The sequence below is a fragment of the Pectobacterium parvum genome (assembly GCF_020971565.1).
Lineage (GTDB): Bacteria > Pseudomonadota > Gammaproteobacteria > Enterobacterales > Enterobacteriaceae > Pectobacterium > Pectobacterium polare.
The window spans coordinates 371,253-392,612 of record NZ_CP087392.1; the positions used below are offsets into that span (position 1 = coordinate 371,253).

Below are 21,360 nucleotides of genomic sequence, written 5' to 3' on the forward strand. Positions count from 1 at the left end.
TCACTCGTCTGATGCAGGTAATTCTATACCCGTCATACTTCAAGTTGCATGTGCGTTGGCTGCGTTCACTCACCCGAATCACTTACCTGAGTAAGCTCATCGTGATTCCTTCTCTTGCCGCCTTCCTGAAACTCGAATTATTTAGTGTATATCAGCTTCTCTAATTTCTGATGGACGAGGCTAGCGGGAATAGTCTCCATTTTCTGGCTTTCAGACATTTCCACCACTTGATTCATCCCGTAGCCGCCAATCAGCCCCGGGTCTGTTGGTCCGTATAGGGTGATATTTGGACGATCCAGCGCTGCCGTCAGGTGGCTAAGCCCGGTATCGACGGAGACAACCGCGCTGGCACCTGCGAGTACCTCGGCAACCTGTTGCAGCGTAAGGCGTGGTAAGACTTCAACGTGCGGAAAGCCTTCCGCCAGCCGCAATGCGCGCTGGTGCTCATGCTCCGCTCCCCAGGGGAGTTTGATGTGTAGTCCACTCGGTGCTAATAGGGCCATCAGTTCACGCCAGTGTGCTTCCGGCCAGTGTTTTTCATCACGCGTCGTGGCGTGGAGAAACACCAGATAGTGGTTGGTGTCTGCGGGCGACTGGGAGAGAAAACGCGAGGCAATCGCGTAATCGCCACGCTCGGTGGGTTTCCGATAGTTCAGGCTGGCAGCAAACAGTTCCCGTACGCGCTCGACGGCATGTTGTCGGCGGCTTATTGGGTGGCGATAGTTATAAAACCAGCTTGCCAGCGGCTCGCGCGCGCTTTTGCAGTCCAATCCGTGTTTTTTTCCGTTGGCGAGTCGCGTAACCAGCAGCGCACTTTTAATCAGCCCTTGTGCGTCGATAACCGCATCATAGCGGTACTGGCGTAGCTGGCGGGTGAACTCTGCACGTTCCTGACGTATCGGGGCACTGAACCAGCTTTTGCGCCAGCGGCGTATCGCGACTGGAATGACGCGGGAAACCGCTGGGTGCCAACTGGGAACTTGTGCGAAGCCTTCTTCAACCACCCAATCGAACTGGACACCGGGAATCGCCTGCATCGCGTCGGTTAAGGCTGGCAAGGTGTGCAGCACATCGCCCATCGACGACGTTTTCACGATCAGCACTCTCATGCATCTGCTCCCGGCACCCGGCTTTCTCCTGGAACGAGACTTTCTCTTGGAGTGAGACTTTCTTTTGGAATGAGATGGTTATCCAGTGCGCTTAGCACGCGCTCGGGCTGAATGTCGATCAAACTCTGGTGATAGCCCTGTTCAGCATCCCCTTTGCGCACCCGGTGATAGCCGGTAATCAGTCGAATCACCTCGGCCTGATGGGACAGCGGCGGGGTAAAATCAGGGCTGCTTGGACCGTAAAGTGCCACCAGCGGACGATGAAGTGCCGCAGCAACGTGCATGAGTCCAGAGTCATTGCTGACGACAGCGTGACAGGCGGCAATGAGCACCACCGCCTGTTCCAGCGAGGTTTTCCCTGCCTGATTAGCGCAATGCTGTCGTGCGTCTTCCGTCAATCCTTGAAGGATGTCGTCACAGGCCGAACGGTCATTGGCTGAGCCGAACAACGCTATCTGGTAACCGCGTTCAATCAGTGATTGTGCCAGCGCCGCATAGTGATAATGCGGCCAGCGTTTGGCAGGGCCGAATTCGGCACCGGGGCAAAAACCGATGATGGGGCGCGCATCGCTGAGGTTAAACGCCTGCGTCATGTCCGCAATTTCGGCCTGATTGACCTGCAACTGCGGCCACAGTAACGGCTGCGGCAGATCCTCAGCACGGCGGATACGGCTACGATCGTAGGCTAACGCGGTATAGCGCTGAACCATCAGCGGAAATGCGGTTTTATCCAGCACGCGTACGTCGTTCAGCAGCCCGTAACGCATTTCGCCACGCCAGCCTGTACGCTGCGGAATGTTAGCAAAGAAAGGGACTAGCGCGGATTTAAAGGAGTTGGGCAGCACGTAAGCGCGGTCATAGCCCGCATCGCGCAGCGATACGCCAAGACGGCGACGTTCGCCCAGCTCAAGTACGCCGTGACCGAGCGGCATGGATAACGCCTGATTGACTTCCGGCATCCGTGCCAGTAGTGGACGGCACCAGGCTGGCGCCATCACGTCAATGACCGCTTCCGGGTGTTCAGCCTTCAACGTGCGATAAAGGCTGTGCGACATCATCATATCGCCGACCCAGGAAGGGCCGATGACCAAAATTTTCATACCGCTTATGAATCCTTATCCGATTAAACGGTACGGTTCAGCCAGGCCATATATTCCGCCACGCCTTCGGCGACGGTTTTGAACGGCTTGTCATAGCCTGCGGCACGCAAATTGGTGAGGTCGGCTTGTGTATAAGCCTGATAGCGGCCTTTCAGTTTCTCAGGAAATTCGATGTATTCCACGCTGCCTTTCTGATGGAAGGCGAGGGTGGCATCGGCAACAGCCTGGAAGGATTCGGCGCGACCGGTACCGCAGTTGAAGATGCCGGAAACACCGTTTTGCCAGAACCACAGGTTGACGGCGGCGACATCACCGACGTAGATAAAGTCACGTTGGAAGTTCTCGCTACCGGAGAACAGCTTCGGATTTTCACCCTGGTTAATCTGGTTGTTCAGATGGAACGCGACACTCGCCATGCTGCCTTTGTGGCCTTCGCGTGGTCCGTAGACGTTGAAATAGCGGAAGCCGCAGATCTGCGATTCAGCTTCTGGGAGAATTTCACGCACGTACTGATCGAACAGGAACTTGGAGTAGCCATAGACGTTCAGCGGCTGCTCGTATTGGCGCGCTTCGATAAAGTTATCGTTACGACCGCCGTAGGTTGCGGCAGACGAGGCATACAGGAACGGAATGTTGCGATCGAGGCAATAGTGCAGCACGTCTTTAGAATACTGATAGTTGTTATCCATCATGTATTTGCCATCCCACTCGGTGGTGGAAGAGCAAGCGCCTTCATGGAATACGGCTTCGATATCGCCCAGATCGTCGCCTGCAACGATGCTGGCGATGAAATCTTCTTTATCCACGTAATCTGCGATGTCCAGATCGACCAGATTGGCGAACTTGGTGCCGTCTTTCAGGTTATCGACAACCAGAATGTCCCGATAGCCGATGTCATTCAGAGATTTTACGATATTGCTGCCGATAAAACCGGCACCGCCAGTAACGATAATCATGGGCGCGACCTTTATTAATCTTGCTGGTGAGGCACCGCGCCCCACACTGTTTATGACCGCTATAATAGCATTTCATTTTACCGCAAGCAGCCAGAGCTTAATTTATCCCGTGTTGCCCCGGCATTTTTAAGATGATTCAGGTCGTGACGAAGCCAGCATTTTCAGACTGTTTACCCCGCATTTCTGCCCACATCCGCTAGCTTAAAAACCATAAAGCGATCTTTTTATGGGAGAGTGACGCTATGCCTGCCGCGTTTTATCAACAACTTACTACACAAATCATGGCCGCACGTACCGAGGGCGTGTTCAAGGAGGAACGCATCATCACCTCTGCGCAGCAGGCTGAAATCGAGGTGATGGACAGCGACCGCCTGCTCAATTTCTGTGCCAATAATTATCTTGGTCTGGCGGACAGCCCCGAGCTGATTGCCGCTGCAAAAGCCGGATTGGACAGCCACGGTTTTGGTATGGCTTCGGTGCGCTTCATCTGTGGAACGCAGGATATCCACAAACAGCTGGAGCGTAAGCTGGCGGATTTTCTGGGAATGGATGACGCGATTCTTTATTCCTCCTGTTTTGATGCCAACGGTGGGCTGTTTGAAACGCTGATGGGGCCGGAGGATGCCATTATTTCCGATGTGCTCAATCATGCTTCGATCATCGACGGTATTCGGCTATCGAAGGCGCGACGCTATCGCTATGCCAATAACGATATGAGCCAGTTGGAAGCACAGTTGCAACTGGCCAGAGCGGAAGGGGCAAGACACGTGATGATCGCCACCGACGGCGTGTTCTCGATGGATGGTGTGATTGCCGATTTGCAGGGGATTTGCGATCTGGCGGATCGTTATGATGCGTTAGTGATGGTGGATGATTCGCATGCGGTGGGATTTGTCGGTGAACAAGGGCGTGGAACGCACGAACGCTGCGGGGTGATGAATCGCGTCGACATCATCACTGGGACGTTAGGCAAGGCGTTAGGGGGCGCGTCGGGCGGCTATACGGCGGGCAAGCATGAGGTGATCGACTGGCTGCGACAACGCTCTCGACCCTATCTTTTTTCCAACTCGCTCGCACCAGCCATTGTCACCGCGTCGCTCAGGGTACTGGATCTGCTGGAACAGGGTGGAGAGCGGCGTGAACGTCTGTGGGCAAATGCCCGTCTATTCCGTGAAAAGATGACGGCCGCAGGGTTCACGCTGGTGGGGGCCGATCACGCCATTATTCCCGTCATGTTGGGGGAGGCGCAGTTGGCACAAGACTTTGCGCAGGCGCTACAGCGGGAAGGCGTTTATGTCGCAGGCTTTTTTTATCCCGTTGTCCCCCTCGGTCAGGCGCGTATTCGTACTCAAATGTCAGCCGCCCATACGCCGCAGCAAATCGAATTCGCCGTTGAGGCTTTTATCCGCGTGGGCAAACGTCTGGGTGTAATCATCTAAGGAAACCATCATGAAAGCATTGGCAAAACTGCGGCCGGAAGAGGGAATCTGGATGGTGGACTCGCCCACGCCGGAGCTCGGGCATAACGACATCATGATTAAAATCCGCAAAAGCGCGATCTGCGGAACAGATGTGCATATCTATAACTGGGATGAATGGTCGCAGAAGACCATTCCCGTTCCGATGGTCGTCGGGCATGAGTACGTGGGTGAAATTGTCGCTATCGGCCAGGAAGTGAACGGTTTTCATATTGGCGATCGTGTCTCTGGCGAAGGGCATATTACCTGCGGCTACTGCCGCAACTGTCGTGCCGGACGGCGTCATTTATGCCGCAATGCCATTGGCGTCGGGGTAAACCGTCCCGGTTCGTTCGCGGAGTATCTGGTGATTCCTGCCTACAACGCGTTCCGCATTCCCGACAATATTTCTGACGAACTGGCCGCCATTTTCGATCCCTTAGGTAACGCGGTGCACACCGCACTGTCCTTCGATTTAGTGGGAGAGGATGTCTTGATTGCCGGAGCAGGGCCGATAGGCATGATGGCAGCGGCGGTGTGCCGTCACGTGGGGGCAAGGAATGTCGTGATTACCGATGTGAATGCGTACCGTCTGGATCTCGCCAGTAAAATGGGGGCAACGCGCGCCGTCAATGTGGCACAGGAAAATCTGGCTGACGTGATGATAGATCTGGGCATGACCGAGGGGTTTGATATTGGTCTGGAGATGTCGGGCGCGCCATCAGCCTTTCGCGCCATGCTGAAAGCGATGAATCACGGTGGACGCATCGCCATGCTGGGCATTCCGCATGAACCGATGTCGATTGACTGGGGGGACGTGATTTTTAAAGGACTGTTTATCAAAGGTATCTATGGACGGGAAATGTTCGAAACCTGGTACAAAATGTCGGCGCTGATTCAGTCTGGATTGGATTTGTCACCGATTATCACCCACCGCTTTCACATTGATGAGTTTCAAAAAGGCTTTGATGCCATGCGCTCGGGTCAGTCGGGCAAGGTTATTCTCAATTGGGATTAGGCATATACTCGTCATACTTCGAGCTGCATGTGCGTTGGCTGCGTTCACTCACCCGAATCACTTACCTGAGTAAGCTCATCGGGATTCCTTCTCTTGCCGCCTTCCTGAAACTCGAATTATTTAGAGTATAACCCTGCCGTGGCGCGCGATGGCAAAGGGAAACGCTCGCCTGACATTATGGCTGTTTGTGCGTTTCGGCCTCGGCTGGCTCAATCCAGGTCTGCCAGCGGTGCTTGATAAACATCACCGGTGCGCTTTCCTGAATACTGCTGCTCACCAGCTTGAAGAACACATCGTTCTTCACCGGTTCCGGCGGCTGTTTGACCTGACATTGCTGTATACCGCGGAACGGATTACGCGGTTTGACTGGCTGCTGCGGTTGAGGCTCATACTGCCGCGTCGGCTCATTCAGCAACTGGCTGGGGCGGACTAAGACAATATCGGCATCCAACGTGGGCAACATCTGCTGTAAGACGCGGATGGTTGAAGGATGTGGGTGCCCGATAGCGATGGCGGAACCGCTGCGGCGGGCGATTTGCACCGCGCGGGTAAACTGTTTGCGAATCTCGGCTTCGTTTTGCGAATCATCCAGAAAGACTTTGCGTTTGATGACTTTGACGTTCGTTCCTGCCGCGGCCTGGCTCGATTGGCTGCTGCCAATGGTCATGCTATCGAGGAAATAGAGCTGGTAGGCGCTCAGCGCCTGCATGACTTTTTGCATGCCGGGCAGGCTGGCGGTCATCGCGCTGCCCATATGGTTGTTCAACCCCACGGCGTAAGGCACGTTATTGACTGATTGGCGAATAATGCGCTGAATTTCGTCGCTGCTCATGTCCGGGCGTAACGTATCGCGCTCCAGCGGCTGCTTGCTCATCGGTGTCATCGGCAGATGGATCAGCACTTCTCGCCCTTGCTGGTGGGCCTTGGTTGCCATTTCACGGGCGTACGGCGCGTTGGGTAATACCGCGACGGAAATCGCTGTTGGCATCGCCAGAATCTGGTTCTCATTGTGCGGGCGATAGCCGAAGTCATCGATGACGATGGAGAGTTTTCCGGCCAGCGCCAAAGGAGACAGGGCGAGCAGACTCAACGCCAATAGCGGTGTTTTGGTTAAATAAGACAAGACTATCTTCCCAGCCAAGGTTGTGGATTGACCGCCTGACCCTGGCGACGGATTTCAAAATACAGTCCAGGCTGGCTCTGCCCGCCGCTGGTGCCGACCAGCGCAATAGATTGTCCGGCTTTGACTTGAGCGCCAACGGAAACCAAGGCGCTCTGGTTATAGCCGTACAGGCTCATATCGCCTTTACCATGCTGCACAACAACGACCAACCCGTAGCCCTGTAGCCAGTCGGCCATTAGTACGGTTCCGTCGGCGATCGCCTTCACTTCCGTCCCTTCCGGTGCGGTAATCACCATGCCCTTCCAGCGTAACTCGCCCTGTAACGGTTCACCGAAGCGGTGCTCGATGCGGCCGTTAACCGGCCAGATGGCTTGACCAGAAGGCCGTCCTAAACCGCCGGTTCGGGCCATAAGTGAACGTTCACCTTCAGTGGGTTTGTAGCTGCTGCCGCTGCGTTTGGCCTGTTCTTCTTTAGCGCGAACCTTGGCGGCCTCACGCGCTTCCCGTTCAGCGCGGGCTTTCGCTTCTCGCTCAGCACGGGCGATTTGATCGCGCAACCGAGTTTCATTCTGGCGCAGTTCAGTCAACTGCTGCTGATCTTTTTCCAGCGAGCTTTCCAGCGTCGACAGCGTTTTCTTCCGATCGGACTGTGCCTGCTCCAGCGTCTGCTGTTGCTGCTGTTGGTCGCTCAGCAGCGTTTTTTGCTGCGTCTGTTTTTGTTCCAACTGACGTTTTTGGTCAGCCAGCTCTACGCGCGTTTGCTGCAATTCATTGATAGATTTCTGCCGCGCTTCATTCAGGTAGCCGAAGTAGGCGAGGATGCGCTCGTTGCGCTGGCTTTCTTCTCCACTCAGCATTAATTGCAGTGCGCTGTGCTGACCTTGCCGGAAGGCTGCATCAAGCTGACGGGAAAGTAGCGTTTGTTGCTTATCCTGCTGAGATTGCAGTTTTGCGATAGAGGCGCTGAGGCTGATTAATTCTTTATTGAGCGTAGACAGCGTATTGCGCGTTTCATGCAGTTGACGACTGGCCTGAGAGATGGACTGCTCCTGCTTTTTCAACTGCTGGACTAAGGCACCACGCTGCTTTTGTTGTTCTTGAACGCTTTTTTCTTTCGCGGCGATATCTTGTTGCAGGGTCTTAAGCTGTGCCTGATTATCTTCAGCCTGGCTGAGCGCAGGCAACAGCAAAACGCCAACGCAGAGTGCGCTGACGCAGCGGGTGAGTAGCCTTTGTAATGCGGATAAATGGCGATCGGCGCTACATGCCACTCGACTCTGTACAAATAACGCGTTTTTACTCATAGCGGTGAATTATTCCACGATGAACAGCGGCTTACCAGTTGTCTCTTGTCTGATTTCTATTTCCAGACGTGACAAGCATGGCACAAAGGCGGGCGTCTGGGCGCATCAATAGATAGATAAATGGAAAGCTCGCCGCAGATTCGATACGCTATATTGGCTTACTGGCTGTAATTGCCGTATCGCGCAGGTATACTCAGGAACCTTATATTTTTGTTGCTTAACTGATCCGGGAGTCGTTACACCCCATGCAAGAGATTATGCCATTCATTAGCAAGCACCCTATTTTGAGCATTTCCTGGGTTGCACTGTTGGTTGCGGTCATTGTGCTTACAGTGAAGAGTAAACTGTCGAACGTAAAAGAAGTGGTTCGCGGTGAAGCGATCCGACTGATTAATAAAGAAGATGCTGTCGTCGTTGATATCCGTAACCGTGACGACTATCGCCGTGGCCATATTGCCAGCGCATTTAACCTGTTGCCGAACGACATTAAAAACGGCAGCGTAGGTGAACTTGAAAAACATAAGTCGCAACCGATTATCGTGGTATGCGCCAACGGCCTCTCTTCACGCGAAGCGGCCGAGAACTTGCATAAAGCTGGTTTTGAGCGTGTGCAGGTACTGAAAGACGGTCTGGCTGGCTGGAGCGGTGAGAATCTGCCTTTAGTCCGCGGCAAATAAAACAGTTTGTGGTAAAACTATCCGCATCGTGCCAAGTGTATCAATCATACACAGCGAAAATGGCGGCGATTTTGCAGGATAACCGACAGGCTGATTGCAGTACTACCGTTATTGCAACTACAGTGATTGCAGTATGACAATGACAGAAATGTGCTGACGTCCGCCCACTTATGACGACGGAAGACGTCAAGAGAATCTAACAAAAGGGTATTACTTAACATGTCTGAACAAAACAACACAGAAATGGCTTTCCAAATCCAGCGTATCTACACCAAAGATATCTCTTTTGAAGCGCCGAATGCGCCTCAGGTGTTCCAGCAGGAATGGCAGCCGGAAGTAAAACTGGATCTGGATACGGCCTCTAGCCAACTGGCTGATGACATCTATGAAGTCGTACTGCGTGTGACCGTAACGGCTTCTCTGGGTGAAGAAACTGCATTTCTGTGTGAAGTTCAGCAAGGTGGTATCTTTACCGTTGGCGGTATCGAAGGAACTCAGCTGGCGCACTGCCTGGGTGCATATTGCCCGAACATTCTGTTCCCTTACGCGCGTGAGTGCATCACCAGTCTGGTTTCTCGCGGTACCTTCCCGCAATTGAATCTGGCGCCAGTGAACTTTGATGCGCTGTTCATGAATTACCTGCAGCAGCAGACCGAAGGTGAAGGTGCTGCGCAGCCTCAGGATGCCTGATGAACGCGTCTGACGCTTCAATGACCGTCATCGGTGCCGGTTCGTACGGCACCGCGTTGGCCATTACGCTGGCGCGTAATGGCCAACGAGTCGTGCTATGGGGTCACAACCCTGTGCACATTCAGGCGTTACAGGCTGCTCGCTGTAATCAGGCATTCCTGCCGGATGTGCCTTTCCCCGATTCGCTACAGTTGGAAACCAACCTTGCGCAGGCGCTTGCTGCCAGCAGAAACGTGCTAGTCGTTGTGCCGAGCCATGTGTTCGGTGATGTCCTGCGTCAATTGAAACCTCACTTGCGTGCCGATGCACGTATCGTGTGGGCGACCAAAGGGCTGGAAGCGGAAACGGGACGCTTGTTGCAAGATGTCGCACGCGAAGCGTTGGGCGAAACCATCCCGCTTGCGGTGGTATCCGGCCCGACATTTGCCAAAGAATTAGCGGCAGGTATGCCGACGGCGATTGCGCTGGCATCAACAGACAGTGAATTTGCTGACGACCTGCAACGATTGCTGCACTGTGGGAAGAGCTTCCGCGTTTACAGCAACCCCGATTTTATCGGCGTGCAGCTGGGCGGCGCGGTGAAAAACGTCATTGCTATCGGTGCCGGGATGTCTGACGGCATTGGATTTGGTGCGAATGCACGTACTGCGTTGATCACCCGCGGGCTGGCGGAAATGACCCGGCTTGGTGCGGCGTTGGGTGCAGACCCCACTACCTTCATGGGGATGGCAGGGCTTGGCGATCTGGTGCTGACCTGTACTGATAATCAGTCCCGTAACCGGCGCTTCGGCATGATGCTGGGGCAGGGAATGGATGTACAGAGCGCGCAGGAGAGCATTGGTCAGGTTGTTGAAGGGTACCGCAATACGAAAGAGGTTCTGGCATTAGCGCAGCGCTACGGCGTTGAAATGCCGATTACTGAGCAACTTTGGCAGGTGCTGTATTGTGGGAAAGACGCCCGAGAGGCGGCGCTGAGCCTGTTGGGGCGCACGCGTAAAGACGAAACCGCCAAGTTATAAAACACGTCGTTCCATATTCTAAATAATTCGAGTTTCAGGCAGGCGGCAAGGGAAGGAATCCCGATGAGCTTACTTAGGTAAGTGATTCGGGTGGGTGAACGCAGCCAACGTACATGAAACTTGAAGTATGACGAGTATATCTGAGCTTCCTAATCTGGGAGGCTCATAGTATCTTCATTTTCTTGTATACGAGCGGTAGCGCTAATAAGCCTGCCGTTTGAGAACAGATATACGTTGTGGTGTGTGGTATCTCGGAGAGTAAGGCAATGTCGACAGAAGAACTGGAACTGGTGTGGACCAATATCAAGGCAGAAGCGCGCAGTCTCGCGGACTGTGAGCCAATGCTGGCCAGCTTTTTCCATGCCACATTGCTAAAGCACGAGAATTTGGGCAGCGCACTGAGCTATATGCTGGCAAACAAGCTGGCAAACGCGATCATGCCTGCGATCGCCATTCGAGAGGTGGTGGAAGAAGCCTATCGTGCCGATCCGCAAATGATCGTTTCTGCTGCGTGCGATATTCAGGCCGTCTGTCTGCGCGACCCCGCAGTGGATAAATATTCTACGCCGCTGCTCTACCTGAAAGGGTTTCATGCATTACAGGCTTACCGCATTGGTCACTGGCTTTGGTCGCAGGATCGTAAAGCGCTGGCGGTCTATTTTCAGAATCAGATCTCGGTTTCTTTCGGTGTCGATATTCACCCTGCGGCGAGAATCGGCTGCGGGATCATGCTCGATCATGCAACGGGCATTGTGATCGGCGAAACCGCTGTTGTTGAAAACGATGTCTCCATTCTGCAATCCGTGACGCTGGGCGGTACGGGTAAAACGAGCGGCGATCGTCACCCTAAAATTCGCGAAGGCGTGATGATTGGTGCAGGTGCGAAAATTCTGGGAAATATTGAGGTTGGCTGTGGCGCGAAAATTGGCGCTGGGTCTGTCGTGTTGCAATCGGTGCCTCCACATACGACGGCGGCAGGTGTTCCGGCTCGTATCGTCGGTCGCCCAGAAAGCGATAAGCCTGCTATGGATATGGATCAGTATTTCAATGGGGTCAATCGCGGCTTCGAATATGGCGATGGTATCTAATCCCACGGCATAGGCGATTCGCCGTCTTGCTATCTATTTGGATCGGGCCTCGGACAGAATATAAACCACCGATAAATAAGGTGGTTTTTTGTTATTTCGGCTAAGAAACGTCTGAAAGCACCTCTGAACCCACTATCTATTTAAGTACAGTTGTTCTTTATCCCTTCATAATAGGCCGCTTTAGTTTCCTGTTTATATAGGCAGATTGCGTAAGTTGAACTATATATTTTGATAACGACCAAGAATAGCTTTGTCTGGATTGCCATTTTTTTGCATGGAATCGTGACGCAGTTACAGAGAACCTTATATGTATTTGAAGCGAACTTTAATCACGTTGAGTGTGATTACACTACCCGTTGTCCCTTTTTTGAGCTATGCGGCAGAAAGCATAAATAATGTAGGGGAAAATAATATTCACAGTACGGTAAATTTCGCTCCCATCGCAGTTGATTCCAGTGATTCGGCGTTGGACTCACAGAGTGAAAGCTGGTGGGAGAGAAGTAAAAATAACCTGTCTATGACTTGGAGTTCGCCGCAGAGCCACGATATTTATATCCCGGCGATCACTTGGCATAACCGCTGGACATACGATAAAGAAAAGACGGATAGGTATAACGAAAAACCGTGGGGGGCGGGCTATGGCGTTTCCCGCCTGGATAAGGATGGGGATTGGCACGGGCTTTATATTATGGCTTTTAAAGACTCATTTAATAAATGGGAACCTATCGGTGGCTATGGTTATGAAAAGCGCTGGCGGCCAACCAGCAATCAGGATTTTCAACTGGGACTGGGTTTTACGGCTGGCGTAACGATGCGTGACAATTGGAACTATATCCCAGTCCCTGTATTGTTGCCTCTGGCATCAATAAGTTATAGCAAACTGTCTTTTCAGGCGACGTATATTCCTGGAACGTACAATAACGGTAATGTTTTCTTTGCCTGGTTCAGATGGCAGATTTAATTCTTAGGCATACACCTCTTTTTTTACAAAAGAGAGGCTCTATTTTCTCGGTAACGATAAGTATTAATAGAGTATATTTAACGGCACAGATGCTATTTCGGTAAAGGTTATTTAACGCAGTGTCTCTTGATTGTTGAGTTTATTTTTTGTTTGTCTTTTTTTTAATCCAATGTAAACCACATTGACTGAAATTCATTCAGTCATCTCCGTTACAATGGCGATACTTTTTCCTAAGCGGATGTTGTTGTGCCATTACTTACTATCACCACTATTTTGTGGGCATTTTCATTCAGCCTGATTGGCGAATATCTGGCGGGTCAGGTTGATAGCTGGTTTTCTGCGATGTTCCGTCTGACTGCCGCAGCCGTGGTGTTTTTGCCGTTCTTACGCCTGCGGGGCTATACGCCGCGCGTCATTTTCTTGTACATGTTAGTGGGTGCTTGCCAACTGGGTATCATGTACCTGTTCGTATTCCAGGCTTACCTGTACCTGACCGTACCTGAGTTCTTACTCTTCACGGTGATGACGCCGCTGTACGTGACGCTGATTTACGATCTGCTTGCCCGACAGCGCCTGCGCTGGGGCTACGTGATGAGCGCTTTGCTGGCGGTATTCGGAGCGGCTGTGATCCACTATCACGGCGTGAGTGAACATTTCTGGTGGGGATTCTTGCTGGTTCAGGCGGCGAATGTGTGTTTTGCCGCGGGTCAGGTGGGTTATAAGCGCCTGATGGAGCTCCATCCTGTGCCGCAGCATTGCGCGTTTTCCTGGTTTTATCTGGGGGCGGCGATTGTGACGATAGTTGCGTGGCTGCTCTTCGGTAATCTGGATAAATTACCCACTACAACCTTGCAATGGGGCGTGCTGGCCTGGTTGGGGATTGGCGCTTCTGGCCTGGGTTATTTTATGTGGAACTACGGCGCAACTCAGGTCGATGCCGGAACGCTTAGCATAATGAACAACTTTCACGTGCCGGCCGGACTCTTGGTTAACTTCGCTATCTGGCATAAAACGCCAGACTGGCTGAGCTTTATCGTGGGGACGATAATTATTACGTCCTCACTGTGGGTACACCAGCGTTGGGTCGTGAAGCGTCCTTTACAAACGGTAAGTGCTCACAAGCGTGCTGACGCGCCGAACGAATAAACGCATCAATCACCGGTTGGCGCTGCTCTCCGTCACGGACGGCGGCGTACAACCGGCTCCACAGCCCGTCACCCAGCGATTTAGTCACAATCAGCCCCTGACGCTCGAAGCTTTCCACCACCCAGTGCGGTAGCGCGGCGATGCCCATACGGGCGGCGACCATCTGAATCAACAGCAGCGTATTGTCCACGCTTTTCAGCGTAGGACTGACGCCTGCCGGTTGTAAAAAGTGACGCCAGACGTCCAGCCGTTGCCGCTGTACCGGATAGATCATCAAGGTCTCGGCGGTGAAATCCTCCGGTTCGATTTTCTCTTTTCCCGCCAGCGGATGGTCGGGAGCCAGCACCAACCTGACTTCAAAATCAAACAGAGGCGAATAGTGCAGACCGCTGCGCGGCATGATGTCGGAGGTCATGACCAGATCCAGTTCGCCTTGCTGGAGCGCGGGCTGAGGATCGAACGTCACGCCCGATTTAAAGTCCATCGCAACCTGCGGCCAGTGCTGGTGGAACTCGTCTAGCGCAGGCGTCAGCCACTGAATACAGCTATGACACTCAATAGCCAGACGCAGCGTGGTTTGGTGCGGCTCATGGCATGACTGCAACGCCTGCTGGATTTGCGGTAACACCTGCTCTGCCAACTGCAACAGAATTTCTCCCTGAGGCGTAAAGCGCAGCGGCTGGCTTTTACGCACGAATAGCCTGAACCCAAGGCGCTGTTCCAGATCGCTGAACTGGTGGGATAACGCCGATTGGGTTTGGTGAAGTGCAGCGGCAGCGGCGGCTAACGATCCAGTATTGCGCAGTGCTTGCAGCGTTCGCAGGTGTTTAAATTCGATCATGAGAGTCCTTCACAGTGACAGTGAATAAATTGCGCTTGTGATTACTACAGTACCTGCGGATTATGGATGTGTAAACATCTGGACGGCTAAATGAGGAATTAACGATGGCGATTGTGAATCACACACTGGGTTTTCCGCGCGTTGGATTACGCCGTGAACTGAAAAAAGCGCAGGAAAGCTACTGGGCAGGTAATGCAACAAAGGAAGCGTTGCTGACCGTTGGCCGCGAGCTACGTGCGCGTCATTGGCAACAACAGAAGGATGCTGGCGTTGATCTGCTGCCAGTGGGTGATTTCGCTTGGTACGACCATGTGCTGACCACGAGTCTGTTGCTGGGTAACGTACCAGCACGCCATCAGAATGAAGACGGCTCGGTCGATCTGGATACGCTGTTCCGCATTGGCCGTGGACGTGCGCCAACCGGTCAACCTGCTGCTGCGGCAGAAATGACCAAGTGGTTTAACACTAACTATCACTATATGGTGCCGGAATTCACCAAAGGGCAGCAGTTCAAACTGACCTGGACACAGCTGCTGGATGAAGTCGATGAAGCACAGGCGCTGGGCCATAACGTGAAACCTGTCCTGTTAGGTCCGGTGACCTACCTGTGGCTGGGCAAAGTGAAAGGTGAGCAGTTTGATCGTCTGTCTCTGCTGCAGGACATTCTGCCAGTTTACCAGCAGGTGCTGGCTGAGCTGGCGAAGCGCGGCATTGAGTGGGTGCAGATTGATGAACCTGCACTGGCGCTGGAACTGCCGCAAGAATGGCTGACCGCATTTAAACCCGCTTACGATGCACTGCAAGGTCAGGTGAAACTGCTGCTGACGACCTACTTCGATAGCATTAGCCAGAATCTGGAAACGATCAAAACGCTGCCGGTTCAGGGGCTGCATATCGATCTGGTTCACGGTAAGGATGATGCCGCGACGTTGAGCGCCCAACTGCCTGCTAACTGGGTCCTGTCTCTGGGTGTGATTAACGGTCGTAACGTATGGCGTGCAGACCTAAGCAGCTGGTTCGAGCGCTTACAACCGCTAGTGGGGACGCGCGATCTGTGGCTGGGCAGCTCATGTTCACTGCTGCATAGCCCTATCGATCTGAGCGTGGAAGTACGTCTGGATGATGAAGTGAAGAGCTGGTTTGCCTTTGCCATTCAGAAATGTGCGGAGCTGTCACTGCTGTCTCAGGCACTGAACAGTGGAAATGGTCAGGCACTGGAAGCCTACAGCGCGCCAATTCGCGCTCGTCGTACCTCGCCGCGTGTGAATAACGCGGCTGTTACACAGCGTCTGGCGGCAATTACCGCGCAGGACAGCCAGCGTCAGAACGTGTATTCGGTTCGTGCTGATGCCCAGCGCGATCGCTTTAATCTGCCAGCATGGCCGACGACTACGATTGGTTCTTTCCCGCAAACCACCGAAATTCGTGGCCTGCGTCTGGACTTCAAACAGGGTCGTCTGGATGGCAATAACTATCGCACCGGCATTTCCGAGCACATCAAGCAGGCCGTGGCTGAGCAAGAGCGTCTGGGGCTGGACGTACTGGTGCACGGTGAAGCCGAGCGTAACGACATGGTGGAATACTTCGGTGAGCATCTGGAGGGGTTCGTCTTTACCCAGAACGGCTGGGTGCAGAGCTACGGTTCTCGCTGTGTGAAACCGCCAGTCATCATTGGAGATGTGAGCCGTCCAGAGGCGATTACCGTTGAGTGGGCGAAATACGCACAGTCTCTGACCGACAAGCCGATGAAAGGCATGCTGACAGGTCCGGTGACGATCCTGTGCTGGTCTTTCCCACGTGAAGACGTCACGCGTGAAACCATCGCTAAGCAGATTGCACTGGCGCTGCGTGATGAAGTGGCAGATTTGGAAGCCGCAGGCATTGGTATCATCCAGATTGACGAACCGGCGCTGCGTGAAGGTTTGCCGCTGCATCGCTCTGACTGGGATGCTTATCTGGCCTGGGCGGTGGATGCCTTCCGTCTGAACGCTGCGGTGGCGAAAGATGATACGCAAATCCATACCCACATGTGTTATTGCGAGTTCAACGACATCATGGATTCCATCGCTGCGCTGGATGCCGACGTGATTACGATTGAAACCTCGCGCTCCGATATGGAATTGCTGGAGTCGTTTGAAGAGTTCGAATACCCGAATGAAATCGGCCCGGGCGTTTATGATATCCACTCCCCGAACGTACCGAGCGTGGAATGGATGGAAGCTCTGCTGAAGAAAGCGGCGCAGCGTATCCCCGCTGAACGCCTGTGGGTGAACCCAGATTGCGGTCTGAAAACCCGTGGCTGGCCTGAAACGCGTCAGGCTCTGGCGAATATGGTTCAGGCAGCACAACGTCTGCGTGAAACCCAGTAATCGTTAGACATCAGGGAGGCTATGGCCTCCCTGATTTTTTACACCTATAAAATACGCACTATTTCCCCAACCTTCCGACTGTTTATTATTTCTGCCCTACAAATCTTCTTCCTTTCCGAAAATTAACTATATTGTCTTTCCTTTAATAAAATCGCCGCGCTATCCCCCTTGTTTTTCTGCATCGACTGGTAGGTTGTTTCTCGAAAAGGATTATTTATCCGCTATCAATATATTTATTGTTCGGTGGGGTTAATCGATGTCGTCATAAAGCTAGGGAATATTGTGCCGATAAGGTAGACGGCATGGAGGCAGCTCTGGATGTACCAATAGAGTGAGGTTGTTTGTATTTTTTAACGTTTTACTTATGTTGAAAGTGCACCTGCAATTACTCATTTATGGGTATTAATATACACCCATAAAGCATATTTATTTTCCCGAAAAAAACGATAATTCCCCACTCTGCGGCGTTATTAGACGAGCAGTAGTCATTATTATGTATTACCTAAAAGGAGTGAGACATGAGTTTAGCGAATTGGCGAATTGGCTATCGATTAGGAGGCGGGTTTGCCATCTTGATTCTGATGCTATTTACCGTGAGTATTTTTTCTTTGTCTAAATTGTCATCCTTTCAGGATGGTGCCAGAGATATCGTCAAAGAGGTTTATCCGCAAACGGTAGATGCTAATGATCTCATCGATAACGTGAATGGGCATTTTGTCGCTTATTTACAGATGCTGCTGGTATCCGGTCAGGAACAGCGTCAGGGATATGTCGATCGGATTATGGCGTACCGCAAGGAAATTAGCCGTCTGCTCGACAATCTGGAAAACAATGCCTCAGGCGAGCTTGCCCGCAAGCAGGTGGCGGTTGTTCGTGGGTTTCGTGCCGAGTTCATCAAGTCTGGCGATAAAATTATTAGTGATGCGCTGGCGGGTAATAACGACGTCGCTGTCTCGGAATTCAATAACACCCTGAACGTGATTCAGCGCAATTACCGTGACTCGGTGAAGCAGCTGGTGAATTACCAAAATGATGCGATGGATAACTCTGTCGAGACCATGGCTGCCGTATACAACAATACTCGCATGATTTTGCTGATTATTTTGGCGCTGGGTGCCGTATTTGGGGCGCTGATTGCCTGGGCGATCACGCGCAGCGTAACCCGCCCAATAGAGCAGGCTTTGCAAGTCGCAGACAGAGTGGCACAGGGCGATCTGACTTCACACATCACGGTGATCAGCAAGGATGAAACCGGATTGCTGCTGCAATCGTTGGATCGCATGAATACCAGCCTGAGCTCGATTGTCGGCCAGGTGCGTGATGGCGCGGAAACGATCTCGACGGCGGCGTCACAAATTACGGCCGGTAACCAGGATCTGTCATCGCGTACCGAAGAGCAGGCCAGCTCGCTGGAAGAAACCGCTGCCTCAATGGAGCAACTGGCATCCACCATTAAAAACACTGCGGAAAACACCCAACAGGCGACGGAAATTGCCAATAAGGCAACCGGTGCGGCGAAACAAAGCGGTGATGTCATGCTTTCCGTGACGCAAAAAATGCGCGGCATTCGTGATTCATCCCAGCGTATGGCGGAAATCATCGGTGTGATCGACGGCATCGCTTTCCAGACCAATATTCTGGCGCTGAACGCCGCTGTTGAAGCCGCGCGTGCGGGTGAACAAGGGCGTGGTTTTGCCGTAGTAGCAGGGGAAGTGCGTTCACTGGCACAGCGCAGTGCGACCGCCGCGCGGGAGATTAAGGATTTGATCGACGACTCTGTAAGCAAAATCCGTGAAGGCATGGAGCTTGTTGATACCGCTGAAGAAACGATGAGCGGATTAACGGCCCACGTGAAGGACGTACACGACATTATCAGCGAGATTTCGCAGGCCAGTCGTGAACAGAGCGACGGGATTAACCAGATGAATCTGGCGATTGGACAGATTGATACCACGACCCAGCAGAATGCGGCTCTGGTTGAAGAATCGGCCTCTGCGGCGCTGTCTCTGCAATCACAGGCTTCCGTTCTGGCGGAAGCGGTGAGCGCGTTTAAAATACAGTCGTACAGTAGTCACGCTGGGTCTTATGCGCCGATGTCGATGAGCACACCTGCTCTGTCTCTGGCGTTGGCAAGAAAATAGTAAATTTACTGCCATCGTTTGACGGCGTTGTAACGTAGCATCTATTGCCACAGGGAGGCGACAGCCTCCCTGATTCTTTTCATGTGCTATATAGCGTAAATGCGTTTTTTACTCTTCTTATTCAGTTTGTTATCCTTTACTAAGAAATATTCCCACCTCTTTGTTTTTAATATCAAATATATTTGACTATCATTTTATGTAATTGGCGCGTTATTTCTGTTAATAGCTCGTAGAGTAATATGTATTTTTCCCGATCGAAATTAACTATTTGATAGTCATTGGCTATTTATTATTTACTTTTAAATGATTTAAACGATCAAATGATAAAGATCATGGGCGGTGTGCCGATAAGATGGATAACACAGGAGCGGCCATGTCTGCATGAGTTCGGAGAGGGAAGGCCATTATTATCACCTCAATAACGTCTCTGCGGTCTTATCCGTTGTATTTGTAGCATTGTTAGATTTATTTCCACTTTTGCACCTCAACACCTGAGGGAAACGACTTGATAGCGCCTCTCATGCTGAGAGCGTGCGTAAAAATGCCTGCCTTAAGGTATCTCTGGCGCGTTAGAAGGTCTGTTCGCCTTCGGATCGCCAACCATTCTCCGCCCTGTGGTTCCATCAATCTGCGACATGTGCGCAATTGACATTGCTATGCATTACCTAAAAGGAGTGAGACATGAATTTAGCGAATTGGCGTATCGGCTATCGACTGGGAGCTGGGTTTGCCGTCCTGATTTTGATGTTGTTTGTCGTGAGCGTTTTTTCCCTGTCCAAGCTATCCGGTTTCCAGGATGGGGCCAGAGGCATTGTGAAAGAGGTTTATCCACAAACGGTTGATTCAAATAGTCTTATCGATAATGTAAACAGTATTTTGGTGGCCTATCAGCGGCTGATGCTGGTTTCAGGTGAGGATAAAATTAAGGAAAACGTCGATCGTGTAAATGAATTCCGCCAGGAAATTGGCCGCCTGCTGGATAAGCTGGAAAGCCACACTGTTGAAGAGCGTTCAATCTCTCAGCTGCGTGCTATCCGTGCGATCCGTACCGAATTTTTGAAATCCGGTGACAAAATTATCAGCGAAGTGGTGGCTGGCAATCGAGAAGCGGCGATTGAGGAGTTCAACAACAACCTGAATGTTGTCCAACGTCAGTACCGTGATGCGGTAAGACAATTGGTTAACTATCAGGATGATGCGATGGATACCTCCATTGAAGCCATGGCTGAGGTGTACAGCGAGACCCGCATTATTTTACTGCTCATTTTAGCGTTGAGTGCTGTGCTTGGTGCGCTGATTGCCTGGTCAATTACGCGTAGCGTAACCCGACCGATACAGCAGGCTTTGCAAGTGGCAGACAGAGTGGCACAGGGTGACCTGACCTCACGTATCACTGTTACCAGCAAAGATGAAACTGGATTGCTGCTGCAATCGTTGGATCACATGAACACCAGCCTGAGCACGATTGTCGGGCAGGTACGTGACGGGGCGGAAACGATCTCGACGGCGGCCTCGCAAATCGCCGCGGGTAATCAGGATTTATCATCGCGCACCGAAGAGCAGGCCAGCTCGCTGGAAGAAACGGCGGCATCGATGGAGCAGCTGACGTCTACCATCAAGAACACGGCGGAAAACACCCAGCAGGCAACAGACATTGCGAATAAAGCCTCTGGTGCGGCGAAGCAAAGCGGCGAGGTTATGGTTTCCGTGACGCAGAAAATGCGCGGCATTCGTGATTCATCCCAGCGTATGGCGGAAATCATTGGCGTGATTGACGGCATTGCGTTCCAGACCAATATTCTGGCGCTGAACGCTGCGGTTGAAGCGGCACGTGCGGGCGAGCAAGGGCGTGGTTTTGCGGTGGTAGCAGGGGAAGTGCGTTCTCTGGCACAGCGCAGTGCGACCGCTGCGCGTGAGATCAAGGATTTGATCGACGACTCTGTGAGCAAAATTCAGGAAGGCATGTCGCTGGTGGATACCGCTGAAGAAACGATGAGCGGATTAACGGGCTATGTGCGGGATGTGAATGAGATCATCAGCGAAATCTCCCAGGCCAGCCGTGAACAGAGCGATGGGATTAACCAGATGAATCTGGCTGTGGGGCAGATTGATACCACGACCCAGCAGAATGCGGCTCTGGTTGAAGAGTCGGCCTCTGCGGCACTGTCTCTGCAATCACAGGCCTCTGTGCTCGCGGAAGCGGTAAGCGCGTTTAAGTTGCAGTCGTATGGCAACGGCAAAACCGCTTCTTATGCATCGGCACCAACGCGTACGCCAACGCTGTCTTTAGCGCCAGCAGCGGCGAAAAATAAGGGCAATGACGGCGACTGGACGACGTTCTAAGGCAGTCTGTCTCTGTAA

16 protein-coding genes and 1 pseudogene are annotated in these 21,360 nt (G+C 52.4%); 11 read left to right on the forward strand and 6 right to left on the reverse strand.

The window, feature by feature from the left end; all coding sequences use genetic code 11:
* Positions 1-137: 137 nt before the first annotated feature.
* The 3 genes from rfaC to rfaD are packed head-to-tail and all read right to left on the reverse strand — an operon-like array spanning position 138 to position 3,165.
* A complete protein-coding gene (gene rfaC, locus LOZ86_RS01660) occupies positions 138-1,109 on the reverse strand; it encodes a lipopolysaccharide heptosyltransferase RfaC (protein WP_165707393.1) in 972 nt (323 codons plus the stop codon).
* Positions 1,106-2,209 carry an ADP-heptose--LPS heptosyltransferase RfaF gene (rfaF, locus tag LOZ86_RS01665; RefSeq protein ID WP_039483057.1) on the reverse strand — a complete coding sequence of 368 codons (1,104 nt, stop codon included), beginning with the start codon at positions 2,207-2,209 and terminating at the stop codon, positions 1,106-1,108. The genes rfaC and rfaF overlap by 4 nt, the downstream gene beginning before the upstream one ends.
* Before the next feature lie 23 nt (positions 2,210-2,232).
* Positions 2,233-3,165, reverse strand: a complete 933-nt coding sequence (rfaD, locus tag LOZ86_RS01670; protein WP_039483054.1) for an ADP-glyceromanno-heptose 6-epimerase — start codon at positions 3,163-3,165, stop codon at positions 2,233-2,235.
* Positions 3,166-3,407: 242 nt separating this feature from the next.
* Here rfaD and LOZ86_RS01675 point away from each other — a divergent pair, with 242 nt between their 5' ends.
* Positions 3,408-4,604, forward strand: a complete 1,197-nt coding sequence (locus LOZ86_RS01675; RefSeq protein ID WP_039483051.1) for a glycine C-acetyltransferase — start codon at positions 3,408-3,410, stop codon at positions 4,602-4,604.
* 10 nt (positions 4,605-4,614) lie between these two features.
* Positions 4,615-5,640 (forward strand): L-threonine 3-dehydrogenase, encoded by a 1,026-nt coding sequence (gene tdh, locus LOZ86_RS01680; protein WP_230242787.1) that lies wholly within the window; start codon positions 4,615-4,617, stop codon positions 5,638-5,640.
* Positions 5,641-5,815: 175 nt separating this feature from the next.
* Here tdh and LOZ86_RS01685 read toward each other — a convergent pair whose 3' ends face one another.
* Together LOZ86_RS01685 and envC are read right to left on the reverse strand one after the other, a co-directional pair.
* On the reverse strand, positions 5,816-6,763 hold the full coding sequence (locus tag LOZ86_RS01685) for a divergent polysaccharide deacetylase family protein (protein WP_165707395.1): 948 nt from the start codon (positions 6,761-6,763) through the stop codon (positions 5,816-5,818).
* Positions 6,764-6,765: 2 nt separating this feature from the next.
* Entirely contained in the window at positions 6,766-8,067 is a 1,302-nt protein-coding gene (gene envC, locus LOZ86_RS01690; RefSeq protein ID WP_165707396.1) for a murein hydrolase activator EnvC, read from the reverse strand.
* Between the two features lie 245 nt (positions 8,068-8,312).
* Between envC and LOZ86_RS01695 the strand changes: the two genes are divergently transcribed.
* The 6 genes and pseudogenes from LOZ86_RS01695 to LOZ86_RS01720 all read left to right on the forward strand — a co-directional run bounded on the left by LOZ86_RS01695 (position 8,313) and on the right by LOZ86_RS01720 (position 13,648).
* A complete protein-coding gene (locus LOZ86_RS01695; RefSeq protein WP_010300789.1) occupies positions 8,313-8,744 on the forward strand; it encodes a rhodanese-like domain-containing protein in 432 nt (143 codons plus the stop codon).
* Between the two features lie 219 nt (positions 8,745-8,963).
* Entirely contained in the window at positions 8,964-9,434 is a 471-nt protein-coding gene (gene secB / locus LOZ86_RS01700) for a protein-export chaperone SecB (protein WP_010283737.1), read from the forward strand.
* Positions 9,434-10,453, forward strand: a complete 1,020-nt coding sequence (gene gpsA, locus LOZ86_RS01705; protein WP_230242788.1) for an NAD(P)H-dependent glycerol-3-phosphate dehydrogenase — start codon at positions 9,434-9,436, stop codon at positions 10,451-10,453. The genes secB and gpsA overlap by 1 nt, the downstream gene beginning before the upstream one ends.
* A 266-nt stretch (positions 10,454-10,719) precedes the next feature.
* Positions 10,720-11,541 carry a serine O-acetyltransferase gene (gene cysE / locus LOZ86_RS01710; protein WP_039483029.1) on the forward strand — a complete coding sequence of 274 codons (822 nt, stop codon included), beginning with the start codon at positions 10,720-10,722 and terminating at the stop codon, positions 11,539-11,541.
* A gap of 475 nt (positions 11,542-12,016) precedes the next feature.
* Positions 12,017-12,502 (forward strand): annotated as a pseudogene (gene pagP / locus LOZ86_RS01715) (lipid IV(A) palmitoyltransferase PagP); the annotation flags it as partial.
* 246 nt (positions 12,503-12,748) lie between these two features.
* Positions 12,749-13,648, forward strand: a complete 900-nt coding sequence (locus LOZ86_RS01720; protein ID WP_039483022.1) for a carboxylate/amino acid/amine transporter — start codon at positions 12,749-12,751, stop codon at positions 13,646-13,648.
* Here the strand turns inward: LOZ86_RS01720 and metR are convergent.
* On the reverse strand, positions 13,554-14,489 hold the full coding sequence (gene metR / locus LOZ86_RS01725; RefSeq protein WP_039483019.1) for an HTH-type transcriptional regulator MetR: 936 nt from the start codon (positions 14,487-14,489) through the stop codon (positions 13,554-13,556). The two genes, LOZ86_RS01720 and metR, sit on opposite strands and share 95 nt — an antisense overlap.
* Before the next feature lie 104 nt (positions 14,490-14,593).
* Here metR and metE point away from each other — a divergent pair, with 104 nt between their 5' ends.
* The 3 genes from metE to LOZ86_RS01740 all read left to right on the forward strand — a co-directional run bounded on the left by metE (position 14,594) and on the right by LOZ86_RS01740 (position 21,342).
* Positions 14,594-16,858 (forward strand): 5-methyltetrahydropteroyltriglutamate--homocysteine S-methyltransferase, encoded by a 2,265-nt coding sequence (gene metE / locus LOZ86_RS01730; protein ID WP_230242789.1) that lies wholly within the window; start codon positions 14,594-14,596, stop codon positions 16,856-16,858.
* A gap of 518 nt (positions 16,859-17,376) precedes the next feature.
* Positions 17,377-18,999 carry a methyl-accepting chemotaxis protein gene (locus LOZ86_RS01735; RefSeq protein WP_230242790.1) on the forward strand — a complete coding sequence of 541 codons (1,623 nt, stop codon included), beginning with the start codon at positions 17,377-17,379 and terminating at the stop codon, positions 18,997-18,999.
* Positions 19,000-19,680: 681 nt separating this feature from the next.
* The gene (locus tag LOZ86_RS01740; RefSeq protein WP_039483010.1) at positions 19,681-21,342 is read left to right on the forward strand and encodes a methyl-accepting chemotaxis protein; all 1,662 of its coding nucleotides are present in this window, start codon (positions 19,681-19,683) and stop codon (positions 21,340-21,342) included.
* Positions 21,343-21,360: the final 18 nt, after the last annotated feature.